We start from the raw sequence: 16,677 nt of genomic DNA on the forward strand, positions 1-16,677 counted from the left end.
TCTCGTTTGCCGCAGACTAGCCGTGCCGGCCGGTGCCGTCATCCGCGGCGGCGCGGCGGAGCCTGTCGTTGATCGCAAGGCCGAGGCCCGTCTGCGGAATGGGCATGACCGCGATGCGGCCGATGCCCGGCCTGTCGAGCGCACGCAGCATGGAGAAGAGGTTGGCTGCCGCTTCGCCAAGGTCCGCCGTCGGACTGAGATTGTAGGTCAGCATGGCGCCTGTGGGCACAGTCGGACCGAAAGCCAGTAAGCCTTCGTCGGCCGCAACGCTGATTGCCTCAAGCCGCACCGGCCGCTCTGGTGCGTAGTGGCTTTGCATCTGGCCAGGCGACTTGTGCGCGGCCTCGCCGTTCGGAATGGCGTCGCTGAGCGCAATCGGGCCGATCACCGCCTCGATCGACTCTCTCGTCGCGCCGCCGGGCCGCAGCAGGATCGGCGTTGCCGTCGAGAGATCGAGTACGGTCGACTCGACTCCGACCAGGCAGGGGCCGCCATCGAGGATCATCGGCACTTTGTCGCCCAGCGACTCCGCGACATGCTCGGCCCGCGTCGGGCTTATAGCGCCGCTGCGATTTGCCGATGGCGCGGCGACAGGACGACCGGCGGCACGGATCAGTGCCTGCGCCATGGGATGCGAAGGTGCACGGATCGCCACTGTATCGAGACCGGCCGTCGCCAGAAGCGAGATGGGCGATCCTTTGGAACGCGGCAGCACCAGGGTGAGGGGACCGGGCCAGAAACGGGCGGCCAGTTTTTCCGCCGTCTCGTTCCAGCGCACGAACTGCCGCGCTGCGGCAGCATCCAGCACATGGCTGATCAGGGGATTGAACTGCGGCCGGCCCTTGGCGTCGAAGATCGCGGCAACCGCACGCTCGTTGGTCGCGTCGCCACCCAGCCCGTAGACCGTCTCGGTCGGGAAGGCGACCAGCTTGCCGTCGCGTAGAAGTGTCGCCGCCTCGGCAACCGATTGCGCTGTCGGCTCGACAACCTTCATCGCGCCGCCTTGGTGCGGGCGATGAAATGCGGATTGAGGAACGGCGGATGGCCGTAGGTCAGGGGCTTGCCGCTGACCGTCACGACTTCACCGCCGGCGGCTTCGAGGACGCCCTGGCCCGCCGCCGTATCCCATTCGCTGGTGGGTCCGAAGCGCGGATAGATATCGGCTCTGCCTTCGGCGATCAGGCAGAACTTGAGCGACGATCCTGCTTCCAGCCGCTCGGCGACGGTGAGGTTCTGGGAGCGGAACCAGATATTGAGATCGCTGTAGATCGCATGGCTGCGGCTGGCGCAGGCCGTGAGGCCTTGAGGCGGCGGTGAGCGTGTAGCGATCGCGGTGAAGGCGCCGCCACGCTCGCGCTTATCGGCGCCGAGGCTGGCCGCACCGCGCCACAGGAGACCGGTCGCCGGCGCCAGCACGATGCCGAGCGTCGGGCGGCCATTCTCGATCAGGGCGATGTTCACGGTGAACTCGCCGTTCCTCTTGATGAACTCCTTGGTGCCATCGAGCGGATCGACCAGCCAGAACGGCCCGCCATCGAGCGTAGGCTTGCGGCCGGCCGCCATCTCCTCCTCGGCGACGATGGCTACACCTGGCGTGAGCTTGTGCAGCCCCGCCAGGATGACCGCCTCCGCCGCATGATCGGCATCGGTGACCGGGCTCTTGTCGGCCTTGTTACGCACGCCGAGATCGCCGGCGTAGATGCGCATGATTTCGACGGCTGCTGCTTCGGCGATCTCGGTGCAGGCGTCACGAAGGGTGGTAGGCGGGGGCAATAAGCGGGACATGGACCGCGGCCTTATAGACGGCGGAATGCCTGCCTTGACAGCAAACTTCGCTGCGCTCAGTATTTTAGAACAGCATTCTAATATATAGAACATCATTGGAGAAAGCAATGCCCGTGAAGGTGATTGGGATGATCGGGGTTGCTCCCCCTCAGGGCACGGCGTTGCATGTGATCGCGGGCGGCATTTCGCGGTCGTTCCTTCGCGAATTCGCACAGGCCCACGAAACCGCGGGCTTCGACTACGTCCTGGTTGGCTATTACGCCTCGTCGGCTGACGGCTTCGGCGTCGCGACTTACGCGGCCGCGCACACGGAGAAACTCTCCTACCTGATCGCCCATCGGCCTGGCGTCGTGGCGCCGACACTCGCTGCGCGTGCGGCCGCGACGATGGATCAGCTATCGGGTGGGCGCCTTGCCCTCCACATCATCGTCGGCAACAGCGATGCCGACCAGCAGCGTGAGGGCGACTTTTCGCCGAAGGAGGAGCGCTATCAGCGTGCCTCCGAGTATCTCGAAGTAATGCGCAAGGTCTGGACCTCGACGACACCGTTCGATTTCGAGGGCAGGTTCTACCGCTTCAAGGACGTGTTCTCCGAGGCCAAGCCCTTCCAGCAACCCTATCCGCCGCTGTTCTTCGGCGGCTCGTCTCCGGGGGCGATGGAGATGGGGGCCCGGCACTGCGATACCTTCGCCATGTTCGGCGAGCCGCTTGCCGAGACGGCCGAACGTATCGCCGAGTTGCGACGCATGATGCAGCCCAACGGCCGCCAGCCTCGCTTCAATGTGTCGTTCCGCCCGATCATCGCCGACACGGAAGGCGCGGCATGGGACAAAGCGAAGAAGATTCTCGCTGATCTGCAGGCGGGTGGCTTGCCGACCAAGCCGCAGGACAAGTCCGCCGAACGTCTGGTCGAACTCGCCCGTCGTGGCGACGTGCACGACGAGCGGCTGTGGATGCCGGTGGCTGGCGCGGCAGCCGGCAAGGGCAATACATCATGCCTCGTCGGAACGCCCGAGCAGGTCGCGGCGGCGATGCTGAAGTACTACCGCCTCGGCGTCGCTTCGTTCCTGATCCGTGGATTCGACCCGCTGGGGGATGTCGCGGATTTCGGTCGTGAACTCATACCGCGATTGAAGGCAGGTGCGCTCGAGATAGACCGCGAGCAGGCGGCTGCCTGAATACCTAGCCGCACTGACGACAAGACTGACAAACCATCGGGAGGAAATGTGTTCGGGAAGAAATTTTGCGGCGCCCTAGCGTGTGCCGTGGCTCTTACGTTTGCTTTTGCGGGCGCCGCAGTCGCGCAATACCCGGACAGGCCCATCAAGCTCATTGTTCCCTATCCACCGGGCGCCACGAATGACCTGCTGGCGCGCGTACTTGCCGAACCGCTGGCCAAGGAACTCGGCCAACCGGTGATCGTGGACAATAAAGGCGGCGCGGCCACGGCCATCGGAGCAACGGCGGCCGCAAATGCCGCGCCTGACGGCTACACATTGCTGCTCGGGACAGGCACTACCTACACGCTGAACCCGCTGCTGAAAAAGGGGCTGACCTACGACACCGACCGCGACTTCCGGATGATCTCGATCATCGCCGAGGTGCCGGTGGTGTTCATCGTCAATCCGCAGTTTCCAGCCAAGACGCTGGCTCAATTCGTCGACTATGCGAAGGCTAATCCAGGCAAGATCAACTATTCGTCGCCGGGCCTGGGATCGTCGCTGCATCTCGCGGCAGAGTTGTTTGCGCAGCGCGCCGGGATCAAGATGATGCACGTTCCGTATCCAGGCAGTGCCGGCGCCATGCGGGCGCTGCTGTCGAACGAGGTGCAGATGTTCTCCGAGGTGATCTCCGGTGCACTGCCGCAGATCTCGCAGCATACGGTCGTGCCGCTCGCCATCACGAGTGCCAAGCGACTAGCCGTCGCCCCGGGGATCCCAACTGTTGCCGAGAGCGGCTATCCGGGGTTCGAGGCGCTGGGCTGGTACGGCTTGACCGTCCCCAAGGCGACGCCGGCCGCCGTGGTGAGCCGGTTGGAGGCCGCAATCAACAAGATCCTGGCCAGCGGGGTTCTGCAGGCGCGCTTTGAATCGCTGGCGATCGTCATCCCGGGCCCGCAGGAAGCGGGATCGGCAGAGAAGTATCTCGCCAAGGACCGTGCGCTATGGGAGCCGCTGGTCCGTTCGCTGAACATCTCGCTCGATTGACAGTGGGCGCCGGCGGCATGGACACGACGGTCGTCAAGGCGCTGTCGATCCTGGAGGCCCTTGCCGCCAGCGCCACTCCGCTTGGCGTCACCGAACTCGCCAAGAGCCTTGGCCTTTCCAAGAGCAACGTGCACCGTCTACTGCAGACGCTGATGGGCCAAGGATATGTGGCGTCGATCGATCATCGATACACGGTGACGACGAAGTTGTGGGAGCTGGGCGCCCTCGTCATCGGTCGCCTCGATGTCGCCCGTGTCGCGGCGCCGACCATGCAGAGGTTGGTGGCGGAGGTCGACGAGACTGCCCACCTGTCCGTCCTCGATATGACGACCTGCGAGGTTGTCTCCATCCATAATATCGAGAGCACCCAACCGGTTCGTGCCTATTCACGGATCGGCCAACGCACGCCGGCGCATTGCGTCGCAACCGGCAAAGCCCTGCTTTCGGTTCAGCCGCTCGAGGCGTTGATGGCCTTGCCGGAGGAGTTGCCGCGCTTCACGCCGCACACGGTCTGCCGGCGGGCGGACTTGCTGACGGTCCTGGAGAAGGCGCGGCGCGATGGCTTCTCGACGAATGTCGGTGAATGGCGTGAGCAGGTCGGCGGTGCGGCGGCCGTGGTCTACGATCATGCCGACCGGCCTCTGGCCGCCCTGGGATTGACGGTTCCTGTGGAGCGTCTGCAGCCCGCAGTGATGGACCGCTACATCCCGCTTTTGATTACCGCGGCCAAAGAGATCTCACGACTGATGGGAGCGCCGTTGCAACGACGCTAATCCCTACGGCTTCAGAACCCGGCCGGCCACGGCATCGAGCTTCGCGACAATCTCGGGCGATCGAGCAGCCGGTGCGGTGATGAGCGCATGCTCCAATGCCCGGTCGCAGCCGGCGGGGCATACTTCGGGTCGCGTTTCCTTGAGGCGCGGCGCGATCATGGTGACTAGCGTCTTGGCCTTCTCGGCATTGTCGAGCAGGACACGCACGATATCGGCGACCTGCACATGGTCGTGATCGGGATGCCAGCAGTCGAAGTCGGTGACCATGGCGACGGTGACGTAACAAATCTCCGCTTCGCGGGCGAGCTTGGCCTCCGGCATGTTGGTCATGCCGATGACGTCACAGCCCCAGCTCCGGTAGAGCTTGGACTCGGCCAGGCTCGAGAATTGCGGGCCTTCCATCGCGATGTAGGTGCCGCCGAACTTCACGGGAAAGCCCGCTGCCTTGGCGCAATCGTGGACGGCATGCGCCAGGCGGTTGCAGGTCGGTTGCGCCATCGAGACGTGCGCCACCAGCCCTTCGCCAAAGAAGCTCTTCTCGCGGGCGAAGGTGCGGTCGATGAACTGGTCGACGACGACGAAGTGCCCCGGCGGCAGATCCTCGCGCAGCGAGCCGCAGGCCGAGAGCGAGAGGATGTCGGTGACGCCGACGCGCTTCAGGGCGTCGATGTTGGCCCGGTAGTTGATCGAGGTCGGCGAATGGCGGTGGCCGCGGCCATGGCGCGGCACGAACACGACATCGAGCCCGTCGAGGACGCCGAACAGGAACTCGTCGGACGTCTCGCCGAAGGGCGAGGCCACCCGCCGCCACTCGGCCTTCTCGAGACCGGCGATATCGTAGACGCCACTTCCGCCCAGAATACCCAACACCGTCATGCGCTTCTCCTCGTGGGCGTTGGTGTATCATCCCATCCAGCCAAAAGGGGAGATTTTCATGGGCAAGCTCGACGGCAAGATCACCATCGTGACCGGCGCAACGAGCGGCATTGGCCGCCGCACGGTCGAGCTTTTCGTCGCAGAGGGCGCCCGGGTGGTCGCCACCGGCCGGCGTGCCGAGCTCGGCCGCTCCCTGGAGGAGGCACTGGGCAAGGATCGCTGCGTGTTCGTGCAGGCAGATGCCACGCAGGAAGCCGATGTGAAGAAGGTGCTCGATACCTGCCTCGCCAAGTGGGGCCGGCTCGACTGCCTCTTCAACAATGCCGGTGGGCCGGCCCCGGTCGGCGGCATCGAGACCGTGCCGGTCGAGGGCTTCGATGCGGCCATGGCGACCCTGGTGCGCTCGGTGATGCTCGGCATGAAGCATGCCGCTCCGATCATGATGAAGCAGGGTTCGGGCAGCATCATCAACAATGGCAGCGTCGCCGCCCGCCGGGCCGGCTACTCGACCTCGATGATCTACAGCGCCGCCAAGGCCGCCGTCGTGCATCTCACCGTCTGTGTTTCCATGCAGCTCGGCGAGAAGGGTGTGCGCGTGAACTCGATCTCGCCCGGCGGAATCGCCACCGGCATCTTCGCCAAGGCGCTCGGGCTGCCGGCTGACAAGGCCGACGGTTACGCAGAGGCGGTAAAGGCCAGCATGGCCAAGAACCAGCCGATCCCGCGTGCCGGCATCACGGACGACATTGCGCACGCGGCCGTATTCCTTGCCTCCGACGACTCGACCTTCATCAACGGCCACGATCTCGTGGTCGATGGCGGCCTGGTCGGCGGTCGCCTGTGGACGCCACATCAGGAGGGTGTGAAGGCCATGCGTCAGGCCTTCGGCGTGGACGAGGTCTGACCTTGAGAACGCTGGCAGGCCGGACAGCCCTGGTTACTGGCGCCTCGCGTGGCATCGGTCGTGCGGTCGCGCTTTCGCTGGCAGAAGCGGGGGCAGCCGTTGCCGTGAACTATCGCGAACGTGCCGCCGACGCGCGCGACGTCGTCGCCGCGATCCGCCGCGAGGGCGGCAAGGCCATGGATGTGGCGGCCGACGTGTCCGACGCTAGTGCCGTTGCCGACATGGTGGCGGCGGTGGAGCGCGAGCTGGGGCCGGTCGATGTGCTGGTGAACAATGCCGGCCTCGCGATCATCCGCGGGATCGACGATCTCACCGAAGAGGAATTCGACCGCACGATCGCGGTGAACCTGAAGTCGGCCTTCCTCTGCACGAAGGCCGTCCTGCCTGGCATGCGCGTCCGCAAATGGGGCCGCATCGTCAACGTCTCTTCCGGTGCGGCGCGCGGCGCGGGAGGCATCGGGCCGCACTACAATGCCTCCAAGGCTGGTATGGAAGGCCTGACCCGCGGCTACGCCGCGCGCGTCGTGAAGGACGGAGTCACTGTCAACGCCGTGGCGCCCTCGCTGATCGAGACCGACATGGTCCGCTCAGGCCTCGCCTCGTCGCCGGACCGCATTCCGCTTGGCCGGTTCGGCACGGCAGAGGAATGCGCTCAGGCTGTGATGATGGTGATCGGCAACGCCTACATGACTGGCCAGACCGTCGCGCTCAGCGGCGGCATGTCGTTCCTCTAGCTACTTCTTGGGTTCGACATGGCCGCCGAAGGCGTGGCGCATGGCGGATAGCAGCTTGTTGGCCGTGCCTGCCTGGTCGCGTGACCGGAAGCGGGCGTAGAGCGCTGCCGACAGGACATCGGCCGGCACGGCCTCTTCGATGGCCGTGTTGATCGTCCAGCGGCCTTCGCCCGAGTCCTCGACGAAGCCCGAGTATTTGCCGAGCGCCGGATCCTCGGCCAGCGCCGACGCCGTCAGGTCGAGCAGCCAGGAGCTGACCACGCTGCCGCGCCGCCAGACCTCGGCGACGTCGGCGAGATCGAAGTCGTAGCGCCGCTCCTCCGGTATGTGCGGAGAAGAGGCCTTCTTCAGGATCTCGAAGCCTTCGGCGAAGGCCTGCATCATGCCGTACTCGATGCCGTTATGGATCATCTTCACGAAGTGGCCGGCGCCGCTCGGGCCACAGTGCAGGTAGCCGCGTTCGACCCGGGGGTCGCGGCCGTCGCGGTGAGGCGTCTTGGCGATCGTGCCGCCGCCCGGGGAAAGCGCCTGGAAGACCGGGTCGAGTCGATCGACGGCTTCCTTGGCGCCGCCGATCATCAGGCAGTAGCCGCGCTCCAGACCCCAGACGCCGCCGCTGGTCCCGCAATCGAGATAGTGGATGCTCTTAGCCTTCATGCCCCCGGCGCGACGCACGTCGTCGTGAAAGAAGGTGTTGCCGCCGTCGATGATCGTATCGCCGGGTTCCAGTAGCGTCCCCAGGTGGGCGACGGTCTGCTCGGTGATCTCTCCGGCCGGCAACATCACCCAAACGGCACGCGGCTTTGCGAGGCGGCGTACCAGGTCGGCAAGATCGGCGCCGCCCTGGACATGCTCGCCAGCCAAAGAGGCGACTGCCGCCGGATTTTCGTCGAACACGATGCATTCGTGTCCCTGCCGCGCCAGGCGCCGCACGAGATTACCTCCCATGCGTCCCAGGCCGACCATGCCAAGCTGCATCCGTCTCTCCCGTTCGTTTTCCGAGCCGCGCCCATGATAGGCTCGTGGCCAATGAAGACCATCATCGTCGTCATGGGCGTGTCGGGTTCAGGCAAGACAACCGTCGCTGCCATGCTGGCAGGGGCGTTGGGCGCACGTTTCCTCGAAGGCGACGACCTCCATCCACGCGCCAATGTCGAGAAGATGAAGAGCGGCACGCCGCTTACCGACGCCGACCGGCTGCCCTGGCTGCAATCGATTGCACGCGAGATCGACGTCTGGCGGGTACAGGGCGAGAAGGGGGTGGTCACCTGCTCGGCCCTGAAACGCGCCTACCGTGCCATCATCGTCGGAGATCGGCCGGAGGTGGCGCTGGTCTATCTCCGGGGGGCGCGCGATCTCATCCAGCGTCGCATGGCGGCGCGGCACGAGCACTTCATGCCGGTCGGCCTGCTCGACAGCCAGTTCGCGACCCTGCAGGAACCCGAGCCCGACGAACATCCGATCATCGTCGATGTCGAGGGCGTGCCGTCCGATATCGTCGCGGAGATCATGCGTCGGCTGGGGAAGTGATGCTCAAGATCCTGGGCAAGGCGACATCGATCAATGTCCGCAAGGTCCTGTGGACCTGCGAGGAACTGGGAGTTGCCTACACGCGGCACGATTCGGGGCCGGAGCTGACGCAGAACCCCAACGGCCTCGTGCCGGTGATCGTCGATGGCAATTTCGTGCTGTGGGAAAGCAACACGATCATCCGTTACCTCGCCAACAAGCAAAGCGCGGAAACCCTGCTGCCGCGCGATCCACGCCGTCGTGCCGAGATCGAGAAATGGATCGACTGGCAGGCGACAGAGTTCAACACTGCCTGGCGCTATGCCTTTTCGGCCATCGCCCGACGCAATCCCGCCTACGATGATCCACACCAGATCGAAGCGTCGAAGAAGGAATGGATGCGCATGGTCGGCATCGTCGAGGCGCAACTTGCCACGACGGGCGCCTACATCGCCGGCGATCGCTTCACGCTGGCCGACATCCCGATCGGCCTGTCGGTCAATCGCTGGTTCATGACGGCGATGGAGCGACCGGCGTTTCCAGCCGTCGCGGCCTACTATGGCCGGCTGAGCGAGCGGCCGGCCTTCCTGAAGCACGGCCGCAACGGCGTCGATTGATTGCCGCGGTCGGTCATTCCCGAACGGGCGGACCTTCCAGCACCAGCGGCGCATCGACGGCGGGCTTCACGCCGGGATCGAGGCGGGCGCAGCCGGCGCTCAGCCCATCGCCTGGCGCTTTCTCGACCGGCGCGATGAAGAGAGCCGAGACTTTCAGCTCGCCGATCTTGAGGCGGGCTTCGCTCAGCCATCGCGTCGCGCGTATGGAGGCACCACCCTTGTCGAGCCGGATCCAGCCGCAGAGCAGGGTGCTCTCACCTGAAGTGTCGATGCGCACATACGCCCGGTCGTCGCCCTTGAACGATCCGCCCGCGGTGTTCACCCGCCATTCGAACGGCACGGCGCGGTAGAGCTTCGCGTCCTCGACCGACACGTCGGTCCCGCCGATATAGTCAGTCCGCGCCAGCGATGGGTCGCGGAGCCAGCCTTTGTGGGCGGCAAAACCGAGGGTGAGCAGCACGACACCAAGCAGCAGGATCGCCCATCGGGGCATCGACGTGAGATGCATGGTCAGGCCAGGATCGTCGTCAGACCGCCATCGACCACCAGCGTATGGCCGGTGATGTAGGCGCCGGCGTCGGAGGCCAGGAGCAGCAACGCGCCACGCAGGTCTTCGGGCTTGCCCCAGCGGCTGGCCGCAGTACGGCGCTCCAGCATGTCGCTGAAGTCGCGGTTCTTCTGCAGCGCCACGTTGATCTCCGTGCGGATGTAGCCCGGTGCGATGGCGTTCACCGTGATGTTGGGGCCGAGTTCCGCCGCCAGCGTCTTGGTGAGGCCAACGACACCATGCTTGGCCGCGACATAGCCCGCCACCGAGGCGCGGCCGAGGATTGCCATGACCGAGGAGATGTTGACGATGCGGCCGTACTTGCGCTTCAGCATGTGGCGGCCGACTTCGCGCGCCACGACGAACTGGGCGACGAGGTCCGTCTCGATCGTCTTGCGAAACGTCTCGGTCGGTGTGTCGACGGCATCCTGACGGTAGAGGATGCCGGCATTGTTGATCAGCACGTCGATGCGTCGGTGCCGGCGCACGATCGCCTCGACCTGCTGGCAGACGGCCGCTTCGTCGGTGATATCCAGCGGCACGACATGGGCCTTGCCGCCCTTGCGCGTGATCGCGCGTACGGTGGTCTCGAGTTCCTTCACGGTGCGGCCGGCGCAGAGGACGGTGGCGCCAGCGCCTGCCAAGGTCAGCGCCATGTCGCGACCCAATCCGCGCGATGCGCCGGTCAGCAGAACGACGCGCCCCTTCATCGAAAACAGATCGGCCATGTTCCGCCCGCGCTCCCACTTCTTTGCTTTGCGGGGCGATCCTAGCCTATGAAAGGGGCCGCGAGATATCGGGAGAGAAGCATGGCGAAATCGAACAAGGTCGCGATCGTAACGGGCTCGGCGACAGGTCTGGGCGCTGCATGTGCGATCGATCTGGCAGGCCGCGGCTGGAACGTCGTGATCAACTACACCAAGAGCAAGAAGGAAGCCGACGCGACCTACGAGGCGGTGAAGGCCAAGGGTGTCGAAGCTATCCTGGTGCAGGCCGACATGGGCCAGGACGCGGACTGCAAGAAGCTCGCCGCCGAGACTATGAAGAAGTGGGGCCGTATCGACGGCCTGATCAACAATGCCGGTACGACCAAGTTCCAGAACCAGGGCGACCTCGACGGTGTGACGCCGGAGGACTTCGATCGCATCCTGAGGGTCAACGTCACCGGCCCCTACATGATGAGCCGGGCCGTCTATCCCACGATGAAGAAGCAGTGGGACGAGAACCAGGATCGTGGCTCGATTGTGAACATCTCCTCGATCGCGGGCGTGATGGGTGTCGGCACGTCGATCCCCTACGCGGCCTCGAAGGGCGCGCTCAACACGCTGACGCTGTCCCTGGCGCGCTGGTTCGGGCCGGCGGTTCGTGTGAACACCGTGTGTCCGGGCTTCATCCAGACGCGCTGGCTGCTGGGCGCTCTGGGCGAGGAGAACTATGAAAAGCTGAAGCAAGCCCAGGAACAGACGACGCCGTTGCGCCAGGCCGGCACGCCCGAGCAGATGGCCGAGGCGGCGATCTTCTTCCTGACCAGCGCCAGCAACATCACCGGCGAATTCCTGATCGTCGATGCCGGCACGCATCTCGGCGGCTTGCCGATGAAGGGCCGGTAGTTCGCTCCTGTCTTTCAGTCCGCCGCGTCGTTTGCCGCGGCGGCGTGCGCCCGCGCGAAGGCTTCGGCGGCTTTGTGGACGTGGCGCGTCGCCAGCAATGCCGCCAATTCCTCGTCACCGTCGATCACGGCGGCCAGGATGCCGGCATGTTCCTTCCAGTCCTCGCGGGCACGGTCGCGGCCGTTGATAGCGAAGGCGATGCTGGTGCGTTCACGCAGGGAGCGCATCACCTCCGTCAGCACCGAGTTGCGGCTGGCTTCGGCCAGGCGCTCGTGGAACTCGCCGTTCAGTCGCGCAAGCTGATCGGGCGTGCCGGTCTCCGCGGCCTCGTTGCCGCGCTTCAGCGTCTCGCGTAGCTGCGCCACGATCTCGGGGTCGTGACGGCGCGCCGCCAGGCGGGCGTTCTGGCCCTCCAGCAGGGCGCGGACTTCCACCAGCTCGGCCACTATCTCTGGCGTTATCTCGGCCACGGTGGCGCCGCGGCGCGGCTCCAACCGCACCAGCCCTTCGATGGAAAGGCCGAGCAGGGCCTCGCGCACCGGCACGCGCGATACGCCGAGATCGGCGGAGAGCCTGTCCTCGACCAGACGCTCGCCGGGACGGAACTTGCCTTCGAGGATCTGACCGCGAATCTGGTCGCTGACGACTTTGCTAAGAGAGGTGCGGTCGGCGGCCATGATCAGGCCTTCAAGGTCGCCATGAAGGCGGCGATGCCGGCTTCGCAGCAGGCGATGTCCTGTTCGCCGTTGCCGCCGGAGGCTGCGACGGAGCCGACGCACTGGCCGTCGACGAAGATCGGAAAGCCGCCCACGAACACCGTGAAGCGGCCTTCGTGCTGGGTGAAGATGCCGAACGCCTCTTCACCGGGATAGGCGTTCTTGTAATTGTCGGTGCGCTTGCGATGGCCCGCCGCGGTGAACGCCTTGTTCATCGCGATCTGGACGCTCGTCACCTTGCCACCGTCGAGCCGTCGGAGCGCAATCGGATAGCCCGCATTGTCGGCCACGCAGAGGACCTCGGGGATACCGAGCTCCTCTGCTTTCTTCTGCGCCGCGTCGAGGATGGTGTGTGCCTCGGCGAGGGTGAGAGTGTTGTAGGTATGCACGCTTCGATCCCTGGCTACGCTACGAGATTAGGCTGCGAGCTTCTTACCTTCCGCCTGCGGCTGCACCAGGAACTTGCGATAGAGGCCGTCGAGATAGAGGCGGCGCATCATGGTCGCTTCCTTGACGAGCCGGACGCAGGCCGTGCGCTGTTCGTCTGTGGTGGCGTACTTCTCCACGATCTCGAAGCCTTTCTCGCCATGTTCGGCATCAGCCACGATATGCAGGGTGAAGAAGGTCACCTCATCCTCGGCGAAGCCGTACTTCTCGAGGAGAGGCGGCGTGGTCTTGCTGTAGATGCGCGGCACCTGGCTTTCGAGGCCGATCAGCAGGCCCGACAGTGCTTCGACGAAGGGTTTGTGAGCCTGCGTGGCGCACCAGCTTTGCAGGCCCATGGTTTCGGGCAAGAGCTCACCATTGACCTGGGCTGCCAGGACTTCCGACCGCTTCATGCCGCAGGTCTCGGCAAAGTCGAGCAGGAGATCGGAATGACGCACGGCCGCGAAGTCGCCGGAGCCGACGAAGCCTTCTTCCTCGGTGATGTTCTCCAGCAGGAAGTGCTGCACGTCCCAATGCGGGCAGGAAGCGTAGACGACACCCAACCACTCCGAGAAGTGGCTCACATAATGGAAGTGCTGCTTTACCCACTCGCCCAGCAGCCGCCGGTCGAGCTTTCCCGAGGTCCAGGCCTCGCTCCAGGGATGTACGGCCGAATGACGCTGTTCGATCGCTTCTTCGAGAGCCTGACGGAACGCACTCTTTGCCATTTGAGGCCTCCTTCGGGTTGGAAGCATGATTGTATACAATTTTGCTGATATGAGTCAAAATTGAATCGAAATCCTCCAATATTGTATACTAAATATATGAAAACCGAGGATTACACCGGCGGCGACGCCTTCCAGACCGAGAAACGCACGGTTTTCTCGGGCGATTGGCTGCCGCTCTGCGCGGAGGCCCAGATCGGGCGTCCAGGGGACTTCCTGGCGGCCAGCGTGGGGGGCTGGAGCGTCTTTGGTGTTCGTGACGGGGAAGGCGTTGTACGCGTCCTCCGTAATGCCTGTCGGCACCAGAACATGCAGGTCGTGGGGACACCCTCGGGCAACTGCCAGAGCTTCCGCTGCCGCTTCCATGGTTGGACCTATGACCTTCAGGGCCGCTTTCTGAGCGCCCCAGCGCCAGTCGCCCCCAAGGATCTGCAGTCGACGGATCTGCATCTGGCCAACCTGGCCTGCACGACCGTCTCAGGCCTCGTGTTCTTCAGCCTGGGCTCATCGGCAGCCGCGCCAGAGCTCGGCGGCGATCTGCCAGCTTACGGCGGCACATTGGCGACCGATATCGGCTGCAACTGGAAAGTCTGCGTCGAGCATCTGCTGGCCGAGCACGGGCCATCATCGGACTTGCTGTGGCGTTGGCCGTTGCTGGCGGTGCGCCGGGCGGGAGCGCTCGCGATCGTCGAGCAGATCGTCCCGCACACGTTCCTGCGCACGCGACTCTTCACCCATGTCTTTGGTGGCGCTGTCGAAGAGCACACCCCGGCGGTGGGCCTCATCAAGCAAGCCTGCGAGCAGTTGCAGGCTGATCGAACTGCAGGAACTGCGTGCGCGAGTGACGGCGCATTGATCGTCGATTTCCACCGTCGTCTGGCATCGGCCTATGCGCAGGAACCCGCGGCAACCTGAACGTGCTGTGTCGTGGCCTGTCCGGAGAAGAGTTTTTCTTTCGGATAATCTCCCCTCATGGAGCGCTGTAACTCTTCTCCATGGCGCGTAAAGGCAGCAGGCCCAAGATCATCCGAACACATTCGGAGGTCCTGCCCCCATGACGCTGCAAGAAAATCTCGAAATCCTGTCCAACCTGTCCCACGTCACCGCCGACATGAACTATCTCGTGCCGATGACGGAGCGGCCGCGCAACTACACGTTCGATCCGCCGGCAGGCGTGCCGCGTACCAATGCCGAGCATGAGGCGCATGCGGTGAAGATCCGCGATGCCCGACCGATTGCCGATCACGTGTCGCTCGACGCCAATGGGTTCGCACTGCTGCAGCATCGCAGCGCGGTGAAGGATTTCTTCGACGATGAGGAAGTGCGTCGTGTCTACTATCCCGAGGTCGAGCGCCTCGTGAAGCAGGCGACGGGCGCCTATCGTGTTCACATCTTCGACCATACGACCCGCCGCCGCGTGCCCGACGCGGAGACGCAGGCCGATGCGCCGCGCCAGCCGGTGCGTCGCGTCCATATCGATCACACCGCGCGGTCCGGTCCGCAACGCGTGCGCGACCTGTTGCCGGACGAGGCAGAGGAGCTGCTGATGGGGCGCGTCCAGGTCATCAACCTGTGGCGGCCGATCAAGGGTCCGCTGCAGGATTCACCGCTCGCCGTATGCGACGCAACAACCATCCATTCCGACGATCTGGTGCCGTCCGATCTCGTCTACCCGCATCGTGTCGGTGAGACCTATTCCGTGAAGTACAATCCGACGCATCGCTGGTACTACGTGCCGCAGATGCAGACCGACGAAGCACTTCTCCTGAAGTGCTCCGATACGTCCACCGGCGTCCCCGCGCGCTTCACACCGCACAGCGCCTTCACCGATCCGACCGCGGCGGTTGACGCTCCGCCGCGGGAGAGCATCGAGGTGCGGACGCTGGTATTCCACCGCAGCTAAGACAGTTGAGGGCGTGCCAATGAGTGGCGCGCCCTCGACGACTACGCCGGGATTTCGTGGCCGCGGCCGATGTTGCGGATGATCTCGGTGAGGTGCGGCTTCACCTTGAGCAGCGCCTTACGGTAGGCGACGAGCCCCCGCAGCATCGCGCCGTCGCGCTTCAGAAGCGTATCGGCAAACTGGACCATGCGCGTGTTGGGCCAGCCATGCTTGCGCAGTTCGAGCAGCTTCAGGAAGGCTTGTTCTTCGTAACCCGGCGCATTCTGCGCCATGAGGATGGCTGCAGCCGCGGTCGAGCGCGAGACGCCGGCATGGCAGTGCACCAGCACATGGCCGTCGGGCCGCGCGTGGATGCGCTCGCCGAACGCCAGCACCTTCTCGATATGCGCCGGCGTGCAGGCTTCGAAGCCCGGATACTCCGCGACCACGTCGTCGAAGCGGATCAACTCGTGGTCGATCTCGAAATAGTCGTCGAGCGCCAGCGGGCGGGGCTCGTGGGTGTCGATGATCGACAGGACATGGCTGACGCCGACCGAGCAATGCTGCGGCAGCTCGGGGATGCCGCAGATGGTGACCTTGAAAGGGGGGAGGGACATGGGTTCCAGTTTATAGCAAGCCGCGGGTCATGTGCAGGCCGATGCCCAGCAAGCCGACGAGGAAGATGCGACGGAACATCTCGGGTGACAGCGCTTCGCGCGACTTTTGCCCGAGCCAGACACCGATCGACGTCGGTATCACCGCCGCAAAGCCACCGATGGTGTTGGTCGCGTCGAAGGCGCCTTGCCGGAAAAGCGCCAGGCTGAGCGCACCGATCAGGAAGATGAACATGATGCCCAATGCCTGAACGAGATCATCCTTGTTGATGTCGAGCGACTGCATGTAGGGCAGGAAGGGAACGGCGGAGATGCCGGTGACGCCGGCAATGGCGCCGCTGGAAATGCCGATCAGCGGATTGGCCCAGCGCTCGTTTGCCAGTGACACTTTGGGACGCCAGGCGAGCAGCGCGACCACCGAGTAAGCCGCCAGCATCACGCCAAGCCAGGCCGTGGCACGAGCCGACCCCAATTGCCCCAGAGTTGCGGCGACGAAGAGCAGAGCGGCGACACCGGGAACGGCGAGAGTCCAGAAACGGCGGAACAGGCGCCAGAAGCCGCCACCATAGACCGCCTGCCAGACGTTGGTGATCAGCGTTGGGATGGTCATGATCGCCAGCGAATCCTCGAGCGGGATGGCCAGTGTCATGAGGCCGATGGCGATGGGCGGGAGGCCGATGCCGATCGCACCCTTGGCGATGCCGGCGATGATGAACGCGCCGGCGATCACCAGCATCTGCACTTCGGTCATG

Annotated in this window: 21 protein-coding genes; 10 read left to right on the forward strand and 11 right to left on the reverse strand. The window is 64.8% G+C overall.

The window, feature by feature from the left end:
- Window positions 1-16 precede the first annotated feature (16 nt).
- Together EPO50_RS25630 and cysQ are read right to left on the reverse strand one after the other, a co-directional pair.
- On the reverse strand, window positions 17-994 hold the full coding sequence (locus EPO50_RS25630) for an L-threonylcarbamoyladenylate synthase (protein WP_296348875.1): 978 nt from the start codon (window positions 992-994) through the stop codon (window positions 17-19).
- Window positions 991-1,785 carry a 3'(2'),5'-bisphosphate nucleotidase CysQ gene (cysQ, locus tag EPO50_RS25635; protein WP_296348877.1) on the reverse strand — a complete coding sequence of 265 codons (795 nt, stop codon included), beginning with the start codon at window positions 1,783-1,785 and terminating at the stop codon, window positions 991-993. Before cysQ ends, EPO50_RS25630 begins: the two co-directional genes overlap by 4 nt.
- A 107-nt stretch (window positions 1,786-1,892) precedes the next feature.
- On the opposite strand from cysQ, the gene EPO50_RS25640 reads away from it, so the two are divergent.
- The 3 genes from EPO50_RS25640 to EPO50_RS25650 all read left to right on the forward strand — a co-directional run bounded on the left by EPO50_RS25640 (window position 1,893) and on the right by EPO50_RS25650 (window position 4,765).
- Entirely contained in the window at window positions 1,893-2,963 is a 1,071-nt protein-coding gene (locus EPO50_RS25640) for an LLM class flavin-dependent oxidoreductase (RefSeq protein ID WP_296348879.1), read from the forward strand.
- Window positions 2,964-3,050: 87 nt separating this feature from the next.
- A complete protein-coding gene (locus EPO50_RS25645) occupies window positions 3,051-3,992 on the forward strand; it encodes a tripartite tricarboxylate transporter substrate binding protein (RefSeq protein WP_296348880.1) in 942 nt (313 codons plus the stop codon).
- 17 nt (window positions 3,993-4,009) lie between these two features.
- The gene (locus tag EPO50_RS25650; protein WP_296348883.1) at window positions 4,010-4,765 is read left to right on the forward strand and encodes an IclR family transcriptional regulator; all 756 of its coding nucleotides are present in this window, start codon (window positions 4,010-4,012) and stop codon (window positions 4,763-4,765) included.
- 3 nt (window positions 4,766-4,768) lie between these two features.
- Here EPO50_RS25650 and EPO50_RS25655 read toward each other — a convergent pair whose 3' ends face one another.
- Window positions 4,769-5,641 (reverse strand): S-methyl-5'-thioadenosine phosphorylase, encoded by an 873-nt coding sequence (locus EPO50_RS25655; RefSeq protein WP_296348885.1) that lies wholly within the window; start codon window positions 5,639-5,641, stop codon window positions 4,769-4,771.
- 58 nt (window positions 5,642-5,699) lie between these two features.
- Between EPO50_RS25655 and EPO50_RS25660 the strand changes: the two genes are divergently transcribed.
- Both EPO50_RS25660 and EPO50_RS25665 read left to right on the forward strand, forming a co-directional pair.
- Window positions 5,700-6,545: an SDR family oxidoreductase gene (locus EPO50_RS25660; protein WP_296348887.1), complete on the forward strand. Its 846-nt coding sequence runs from the start codon at window positions 5,700-5,702 to the stop codon at window positions 6,543-6,545.
- A 2-nt stretch (window positions 6,546-6,547) separates the two neighbouring features.
- Window positions 6,548-7,279 carry an SDR family NAD(P)-dependent oxidoreductase gene (locus EPO50_RS25665; protein ID WP_296348889.1) on the forward strand — a complete coding sequence of 244 codons (732 nt, stop codon included), beginning with the start codon at window positions 6,548-6,550 and terminating at the stop codon, window positions 7,277-7,279.
- Here EPO50_RS25665 and gnd read toward each other — a convergent pair whose 3' ends face one another.
- Window positions 7,280-8,257 (reverse strand): phosphogluconate dehydrogenase (NAD(+)-dependent, decarboxylating), encoded by a 978-nt coding sequence (gene gnd, locus EPO50_RS25670; protein ID WP_296348891.1) that lies wholly within the window; start codon window positions 8,255-8,257, stop codon window positions 7,280-7,282.
- 51 nt (window positions 8,258-8,308) lie between these two features.
- On the opposite strand from gnd, the gene EPO50_RS25675 reads away from it, so the two are divergent.
- Together EPO50_RS25675 and EPO50_RS25680 are read left to right on the forward strand one after the other, a co-directional pair.
- Entirely contained in the window at window positions 8,309-8,809 is a 501-nt protein-coding gene (locus EPO50_RS25675) for a gluconokinase (RefSeq protein WP_296348893.1), read from the forward strand.
- Complete coding sequence (locus EPO50_RS25680; protein WP_296348894.1) at window positions 8,809-9,405, forward strand: glutathione S-transferase N-terminal domain-containing protein; 597 nt, start codon at window positions 8,809-8,811, stop codon at window positions 9,403-9,405. Before EPO50_RS25675 ends, EPO50_RS25680 begins: the two co-directional genes overlap by 1 nt.
- A gap of 13 nt (window positions 9,406-9,418) precedes the next feature.
- On the opposite strand, the gene EPO50_RS25685 is transcribed toward EPO50_RS25680, so the two are convergent.
- Window positions 9,419-9,913, reverse strand: a complete 495-nt coding sequence (locus tag EPO50_RS25685; protein ID WP_296348897.1) for a hypothetical protein — start codon at window positions 9,911-9,913, stop codon at window positions 9,419-9,421.
- Between the two features lie 2 nt (window positions 9,914-9,915).
- Entirely contained in the window at window positions 9,916-10,680 is a 765-nt protein-coding gene (locus tag EPO50_RS25690; protein WP_296348898.1) for an SDR family oxidoreductase, read from the reverse strand.
- Window positions 10,681-10,761: 81 nt separating this feature from the next.
- Here EPO50_RS25690 and EPO50_RS25695 point away from each other — a divergent pair, with 81 nt between their 5' ends.
- Window positions 10,762-11,562 carry an SDR family NAD(P)-dependent oxidoreductase gene (locus EPO50_RS25695; protein ID WP_296348900.1) on the forward strand — a complete coding sequence of 267 codons (801 nt, stop codon included), beginning with the start codon at window positions 10,762-10,764 and terminating at the stop codon, window positions 11,560-11,562.
- A gap of 14 nt (window positions 11,563-11,576) precedes the next feature.
- Here the strand turns inward: EPO50_RS25695 and EPO50_RS25700 are convergent, their stop codons facing one another.
- From EPO50_RS25700 to EPO50_RS25710, 3 genes are read right to left on the reverse strand one after another with little or no spacing between them, the layout of a single operon-like run.
- The gene (locus tag EPO50_RS25700) at window positions 11,577-12,239 is read right to left on the reverse strand and encodes a GntR family transcriptional regulator (RefSeq protein ID WP_296348902.1); all 663 of its coding nucleotides are present in this window, start codon (window positions 12,237-12,239) and stop codon (window positions 11,577-11,579) included.
- Window positions 12,240-12,241: 2 nt separating this feature from the next.
- A complete protein-coding gene (locus EPO50_RS25705; RefSeq protein WP_296348904.1) occupies window positions 12,242-12,667 on the reverse strand; it encodes a heme-binding protein in 426 nt (141 codons plus the stop codon).
- 27 nt (window positions 12,668-12,694) lie between these two features.
- Complete coding sequence (locus EPO50_RS25710; RefSeq protein ID WP_296348906.1) at window positions 12,695-13,432, reverse strand: TenA family transcriptional regulator; 738 nt, start codon at window positions 13,430-13,432, stop codon at window positions 12,695-12,697.
- Between the two features lie 96 nt (window positions 13,433-13,528).
- On the opposite strand from EPO50_RS25710, the gene EPO50_RS25715 reads away from it, so the two are divergent.
- Window positions 13,529-14,344, forward strand: coding sequence for a Rieske (2Fe-2S) protein (locus tag EPO50_RS25715; protein ID WP_296348909.1), 816 nt, complete (start codon window positions 13,529-13,531; stop codon window positions 14,342-14,344).
- A 139-nt stretch (window positions 14,345-14,483) separates the two neighbouring features.
- Window positions 14,484-15,332 (forward strand): CmcJ/NvfI family oxidoreductase, encoded by an 849-nt coding sequence (locus EPO50_RS25720; RefSeq protein ID WP_296348911.1) that lies wholly within the window; start codon window positions 14,484-14,486, stop codon window positions 15,330-15,332.
- Between the two features lie 41 nt (window positions 15,333-15,373).
- On the opposite strand, the gene EPO50_RS25725 is transcribed toward EPO50_RS25720, so the two are convergent.
- Window positions 15,374-15,928, reverse strand: a complete 555-nt coding sequence (locus EPO50_RS25725; RefSeq protein WP_296348913.1) for a protein-tyrosine phosphatase family protein — start codon at window positions 15,926-15,928, stop codon at window positions 15,374-15,376.
- A 10-nt stretch (window positions 15,929-15,938) separates the two neighbouring features.
- Window positions 15,939-16,676, reverse strand: a complete 738-nt coding sequence (locus tag EPO50_RS25730; RefSeq protein WP_296348915.1) for a sulfite exporter TauE/SafE family protein — start codon at window positions 16,674-16,676, stop codon at window positions 15,939-15,941.
- Window position 16,677 lies beyond the last annotated feature (1 nt).

Origin of the sequence: Reyranella sp. (assembly GCF_004297405.1) — a bacterium.
Classification (GTDB): Bacteria; Pseudomonadota; Alphaproteobacteria; order Reyranellales; family Reyranellaceae; genus Reyranella.

What these genes read in the sequence shown, in the direction of transcription:
- EPO50_RS25630 (WP_296348875.1), bottom strand. Translation starts at nt 994, where the DNA reads ATGAAGGTTGTCGAGCCGACAGCGCAATCGGTTGCCGAGGCGGCGACA.
- cysQ (WP_296348877.1), bottom strand. Translation starts at nt 1,785, where the DNA reads ATGTCCCGCTTATTGCCCCCGCCTACCACCCTTCGTGACGCCTGCACC.
- EPO50_RS25640 (WP_296348879.1), top strand. Translation starts at nt 1,893, where the DNA reads ATGCCCGTGAAGGTGATTGGGATGATCGGGGTTGCTCCCCCTCAGGGC.
- EPO50_RS25650 (WP_296348883.1), top strand. Translation starts at nt 4,010, where the DNA reads ATGGACACGACGGTCGTCAAGGCGCTGTCGATCCTGGAGGCCCTTGCC.
- EPO50_RS25655 (WP_296348885.1), bottom strand. Translation starts at nt 5,641, where the DNA reads ATGACGGTGTTGGGTATTCTGGGCGGAAGTGGCGTCTACGATATCGCC.
- EPO50_RS25660 (WP_296348887.1), top strand. Translation starts at nt 5,700, where the DNA reads ATGGGCAAGCTCGACGGCAAGATCACCATCGTGACCGGCGCAACGAGC.
- gnd (WP_296348891.1), bottom strand. Translation starts at nt 8,257, where the DNA reads ATGCAGCTTGGCATGGTCGGCCTGGGACGCATGGGAGGTAATCTCGTG.
- EPO50_RS25675 (WP_296348893.1), top strand. Translation starts at nt 8,309, where the DNA reads ATGAAGACCATCATCGTCGTCATGGGCGTGTCGGGTTCAGGCAAGACA.
- EPO50_RS25680 (WP_296348894.1), top strand. Translation starts at nt 8,809, where the DNA reads ATGCTCAAGATCCTGGGCAAGGCGACATCGATCAATGTCCGCAAGGTC.
- EPO50_RS25685 (WP_296348897.1), bottom strand. Translation starts at nt 9,913, where the DNA reads ATGCATCTCACGTCGATGCCCCGATGGGCGATCCTGCTGCTTGGTGTC.
- EPO50_RS25690 (WP_296348898.1), bottom strand. Translation starts at nt 10,680, where the DNA reads ATGGCCGATCTGTTTTCGATGAAGGGGCGCGTCGTTCTGCTGACCGGC.
- EPO50_RS25695 (WP_296348900.1), top strand. Translation starts at nt 10,762, where the DNA reads ATGGCGAAATCGAACAAGGTCGCGATCGTAACGGGCTCGGCGACAGGT.
- EPO50_RS25700 (WP_296348902.1), bottom strand. Translation starts at nt 12,239, where the DNA reads ATGGCCGCCGACCGCACCTCTCTTAGCAAAGTCGTCAGCGACCAGATT.
- EPO50_RS25710 (WP_296348906.1), bottom strand. Translation starts at nt 13,432, where the DNA reads ATGGCAAAGAGTGCGTTCCGTCAGGCTCTCGAAGAAGCGATCGAACAG.
- EPO50_RS25715 (WP_296348909.1), top strand. Translation starts at nt 13,529, where the DNA reads ATGAAAACCGAGGATTACACCGGCGGCGACGCCTTCCAGACCGAGAAA.
- EPO50_RS25720 (WP_296348911.1), top strand. Translation starts at nt 14,484, where the DNA reads ATGACGCTGCAAGAAAATCTCGAAATCCTGTCCAACCTGTCCCACGTC.
- EPO50_RS25725 (WP_296348913.1), bottom strand. Translation starts at nt 15,928, where the DNA reads ATGTCCCTCCCCCCTTTCAAGGTCACCATCTGCGGCATCCCCGAGCTG.
- EPO50_RS25730 (WP_296348915.1), bottom strand. Translation starts at nt 16,676, where the DNA reads ATGACCGAAGTGCAGATGCTGGTGATCGCCGGCGCGTTCATCATCGCC.